This window comes from Citrobacter sp. S55_ASV_140, assembly GCF_018919505.1.
GTDB classification, from domain to species: domain Bacteria; phylum Pseudomonadota; class Gammaproteobacteria; order Enterobacterales; family Enterobacteriaceae; genus Citrobacter; species Citrobacter werkmanii.
In genome coordinates, this window is the sequence record NZ_JAHLQZ010000267.1 from 1 (window position 1) to 4,273 (window position 4,273).

Below are 4,273 nucleotides of genomic sequence, written 5' to 3' on the forward strand. Positions count from 1 at the left end.
GCGCCAGATATTAACGCGTTTGCTACCGGTGCGCGCCGGGATGCTTCGCTGGTGGCTGTGAGTACTGGCCTGTTGCAAAACATGAGCCCGGACGAAGCCGAAGCAGTTATCGCGCATGAGATCAGCCACATTGCCAATGGCGATATGGTGACCATGACCCTCATTCAGGGGGTGGTCAACACCTTCGTTATCTTTATCTCCCGTATTCTGGCGCAAATTGCCGCCGGATTTATGGGCGGTAACCGCGATGAGGGCGAGGGCAGCAACGGCAACCCATTAATCTACTTTGCGGTGGCGACGGTGCTGGAACTGGTGTTTGGTATTCTGGCCAGCATTATTACCATGTGGTTCTCACGCCACCGTGAATTCCATGCGGATGCCGGTTCTGCCAAACTGGTCGGCCGTGAGAAGATGATCGCCGCGTTGCAGCGTCTGAAAACCAGCTATGAACCGCAGGAAGCAACCAGCATGATGGCGTTCTGTATCAACGGTAAATCCAAATCGTTGAGTGAGCTGTTTATGACTCACCCGCCGTTGGATAAGCGTATTGAAGCGCTGCGTAGTGGGGAATACCTGAAGTAACCCTAAGAAGTCTGGAAAAAAAGCGCGTCGTCAGACGCGCTTTTTTTATGCCTGAACGCGCGGCTGTGTGATACGTAAGCCGCTCACTATGGCGGCAGCCGTTGCCAGTATACCCGCGGTTATCAGCGACATATGTGTCCCGCTGTCACCAAACTGATTGAGCATTAACGCCACCAGTGCCGCGCCGGTACTTTGCCCTAACAAGCGCGCAGTCCCCAGCATCCCGCTCGCCCCGCCGCTGCGTTCACGCGGTGCGGAGGTGATGATGGTGTGGTTATTCGGTGACTGAAATAGACCAAAACCCGCGCCGCACAATATCATCGGCCAGATGATATTAAAATCGGAGGGCGCAGAGGGAAGCAACACCAGGGCAAATAATCCGCTTGCCATCACGGCCATACCCAGTGCACCTAATAGCCCCGCGTGGACGCGTTCGATAAGATATCCGGCCAGCGGCGCCATCACCATGGTTGCCAGCGGCCATGGGGTCAATAGCAGGCCCGTTTCGACTTCGCTACGACCGAGCACGGTTTGAAGAAAGAAGGGCAGAGAAACCATCGCCAGCATTTGCGCGCTAAATGAACAGATTGACGTGCAAATCGAGAGTGAAAACAGCGGAATGCGCAGCAGGTCAACCGGTAATAACGGTACCGGCAACGCCAACTGGCGGCGGATAAAGAAAAAACCGACCACGATAAGCGCCACAAGCTCGGTGCCAATCAATTTTAGCGACTGCCCTTGCGCAAACCCACTGAGCGCGGTAATTAACAGGCCAAACGTTAAGGCATTCATTACTGCACTCGGCAGGTCAAAGCGTGGTTTATTGCTGCGGGACGAATTAGGTGGCAAAAAGCGCATAGCCAGCAGCAGGGCAATTATTCCCAGCGGGACGTTAATCAGAAACAGCCATTTCCATGACGAGATAGAGAGGATCGCCGCGGCAATGGTGGGGCCTGCCGCTGAGGATACCGCCACAATGAAGGAGTTAATTCCCATCCCCCGACCAAGCTGACGCTGGGGATAAATAAGTCTAATTAATGCTGTATTTACACTCATCAGCGCCGCGCCGCCAAACCCCTGAGCCACGCGGGCCAGAGTTAACATTTGTAGCGAGTCTGATAAAGCACAGAACAGCGAGGCAAGCAGGAATACGACGAGACCACATTTATAAATGCGTCGATAGCCAAACATATCACCCAAAAATGAGAGTGACAGCAGTGAAACCACAATGGCGATTTGATAGGCGTTAACGATCCAGATTGAACTGGCGGGTGACGCCTGAAGGTCGGTAGCAATCGTCGGAAGTGCGACGTTAGCTATTGCGCCGTCGAGTACTGCCATAGAGATGCCAATAACAATGGTTAAAATTGCACCATATCGCTGGGGCAATGGCAGGCCATCAGCCTGAATTTTTTCCATAAGGGGTCATTTTATCGGGAATTATGATGAGAATAATAATCTTAGCATTGATATACAGGCGTTAGGTCGCAGATTTGTAACTAAGTAAGCAAAGAGCGATTGCGAGGGCAGGTCCGCGAAATTATAATAAAAACAGGTTCTGATTTTTATAAAACACTCGTAATGAGGTGATAAATGGCAATCGCAGATCTGGATAAACAACCTGATTCTGTATCTTCCGTGCTGAAAGTTTTTGGCATCCTGCAGGCGCTGGGTGAAGAGCGCGAAATTGGTATTACCGAGCTGTCGCAACGCGTCATGATGTCGAAAAGCACCGTTTATCGCTTTTTGCAGACCATGAAAACGCTGGGTTATGTGGCACAAGAAGGGGAGTCAGAGAAATACTCCCTGACCCTGAAATTATTCGAACTGGGTGCGCGCGCGTTACAAAACGTTGATCTGATCCGTAGTGCTGACATCCAGATGCGTGAACTTTCACGTTTGACCAAAGAGACCGTACACCTTGGTGCGCTGGATGAAGACAGCATCGTCTACATTCATAAAATCGACTCCATGTACAATCTGCGTATGTATTCCCGCGTCGGTCGTCGTAACCCATTGTACAGCACGGCTATCGGTAAAGTTCTTCTGGCATGGCGTGACCGCGATGAAGTGAAGGAAATTCTTGACGGCATCGAGTATAAACGCAGCACCGACCGTACTATCACAAATACTGATGAATTGCTGGTATTGTTAGATAAAGTACGTGAACAGGGATACGGCGAAGATAACGAAGAGCAGGAAGAAGGCCTGCGCTGCATCGGTGTTCCAGTGTTTGACCGTTTTGGCGTGGTGATTGCGGGTTTGAGTATCTCATTCCCGACGCTGCGCTTTTCCGAAGAGCGTTTACACGAATATGTGGCGATGCTGCATACGGCAGCGCGTAAGATTTCTGAACAAATGGGCTATAACGACTATCCGTTCTAATCCGCAGCAATAGCGCTAAGTGTAAAACCCCAGGTATTGCGTACCTGGGGTTTTTTAATGAATAAAATTAACGCTGTTTTGCGCAAATAGCATTGAGAATGTATTGCCGCTATCTTAACCGTTATCGATAACGACAGTACTTTTCCGCAATACAGGGCAATCTGAAAGGCCAATAAGGCCGCTGTTTGAGTGGACATATTGTGCGGTGCTGGTCCCGCGAGCGGTCAGATATTGGCATTGCAGACCCAGACCGGCCGCATTCTCTTTACTCCCAATCAAAATGCCATAGCCGCTGAGTAATAAACCGATCCAAACCAGAGCTAACAACACAATAGCGCGGATAATCAGACGCATTACAACCTCTTATCTTTTCTCGTTATTAGTAGATTAGCCTGTACACGGGATGAAACAAGTCAATCATTCCTAAAAAGATGGAATGCCGTTACAGTTAACGCTGGGTTTAGGTAACGCATGATAATTTATAGTCATAAGATGTAGAGTTGAAGAGTGGAGCTGGAGTGAAAAAAATACGCTGGGTGGTACTGATTGTTATCGTGCTGGTATGCATATTGATGTGGGCGCAGGTGTTTAACATCATGTGCGATCAGGACGTACAATTTTTCAGCGGTATTTGTGCCATCAATAAATTTATTCCCTGGTAAGCGCATTTTTACAACAGTTGATTACCTTCTTGTGCGGCAGTGGTAAACTACGCTGTCTACATTGAGGTGGTGAAATGAACGAAGTTTTGAATTCTGGCGCGTTGAGTTTTGCGTCTTTAGCGGTATCGGTGGTGGTTTTGGTTGTTGGGCTGGTGTTGTGGTTTTTCGTCAATCGGGCAAGTTCGCGTACTAACGAGCAGATAGAACTGCTTGAAGCATTGTTAGACCAGCAAAAAAGACAGAACGCATTGCTCCGTCGCCTTTGTGAAGCTAACGAACCAGAAAAAGCGGCAGAACCTGCAGCGGTTGCTGCGAAGGATGAAGATGAAGACATCATCCGCCTGGTAGCTGAGCGCTAAAAACAGTATGGCAGGGTGAAGGTCTGCTGATGCGGTTCGCAGATACCTCATCCTGTCGTCAACATGTCAGATCATTTTCTTCTGCTCTCGCCGCGTAATTAGCGTTCGGCGTCGCCTGTCACCTGAGTATTTTCAGATACTCTAACCAATTAATATCTTACGTACGGTCTGATCTAAATATATTTTCCCATACGTTAAAAATATGATTATGTCATTTTTGTGATAGCGATCGTCTTATTCACAGCGAAACGTTTCTCTTACTTTTTTTGTGCATTGTCATCATTC

6 protein-coding genes are annotated in these 4,273 nt (G+C 48.9%); 4 read left to right on the forward strand and 2 right to left on the reverse strand.

What is annotated here, in order from left to right:
• Nucleotides 1-582 (forward strand): protease HtpX (htpX, locus tag KQJ18_RS22115; RefSeq protein WP_216422744.1); only part of this gene is annotated, 582 nt, incomplete at its 5' end.
• A 45-nt stretch (nt 583-627) separates the two neighbouring features.
• Here the strand turns inward: htpX and KQJ18_RS22120 are convergent.
• Nucleotides 628-2,001: an MFS transporter gene (locus KQJ18_RS22120; protein ID WP_216422746.1), complete on the reverse strand. Its 1,374-nt coding sequence runs from the start codon at nt 1,999-2,001 to the stop codon at nt 628-630.
• Nucleotides 2,002-2,175: 174 nt separating this feature from the next.
• Between KQJ18_RS22120 and kdgR the strand changes: the two genes are divergently transcribed.
• Complete coding sequence (gene kdgR / locus KQJ18_RS22125; RefSeq protein WP_006684175.1) at nt 2,176-2,967, forward strand: DNA-binding transcriptional regulator KdgR; 792 nt, start codon at nt 2,176-2,178, stop codon at nt 2,965-2,967.
• Between the two features lie 114 nt (nt 2,968-3,081).
• Here kdgR and KQJ18_RS22130 read toward each other — a convergent pair whose 3' ends face one another.
• On the reverse strand, nt 3,082-3,321 hold the full coding sequence (locus KQJ18_RS22130) for a YobH family protein (RefSeq protein WP_038641292.1): 240 nt from the start codon (nt 3,319-3,321) through the stop codon (nt 3,082-3,084).
• Between the two features lie 164 nt (nt 3,322-3,485).
• On the opposite strand from KQJ18_RS22130, the gene mgrB reads away from it, so the two are divergent.
• Both mgrB and KQJ18_RS22140 read left to right on the forward strand, forming a co-directional pair.
• Nucleotides 3,486-3,629 (forward strand): PhoP/PhoQ regulator MgrB, encoded by a 144-nt coding sequence (gene mgrB, locus KQJ18_RS22135; protein ID WP_038641290.1) that lies wholly within the window; start codon nt 3,486-3,488, stop codon nt 3,627-3,629.
• A 74-nt stretch (nt 3,630-3,703) separates the two neighbouring features.
• Nucleotides 3,704-3,988: a YebO family protein gene (locus KQJ18_RS22140; RefSeq protein WP_216422747.1), complete on the forward strand. Its 285-nt coding sequence runs from the start codon at nt 3,704-3,706 to the stop codon at nt 3,986-3,988.
• Nucleotides 3,989-4,273: the final 285 nt, after the last annotated feature.

What these genes read in the sequence shown, in the direction of transcription:
- KQJ18_RS22130 (WP_038641292.1), bottom strand. Translation starts at nt 3,321, where the DNA reads ATGCGTCTGATTATCCGCGCTATTGTGTTGTTAGCTCTGGTTTGGATC.
- KQJ18_RS22140 (WP_216422747.1), top strand. Translation starts at nt 3,704, where the DNA reads ATGAACGAAGTTTTGAATTCTGGCGCGTTGAGTTTTGCGTCTTTAGCG.
- kdgR (WP_006684175.1), top strand. Translation starts at nt 2,176, where the DNA reads ATGGCAATCGCAGATCTGGATAAACAACCTGATTCTGTATCTTCCGTG.
- KQJ18_RS22120 (WP_216422746.1), bottom strand. Translation starts at nt 2,001, where the DNA reads ATGGAAAAAATTCAGGCTGATGGCCTGCCATTGCCCCAGCGATATGGT.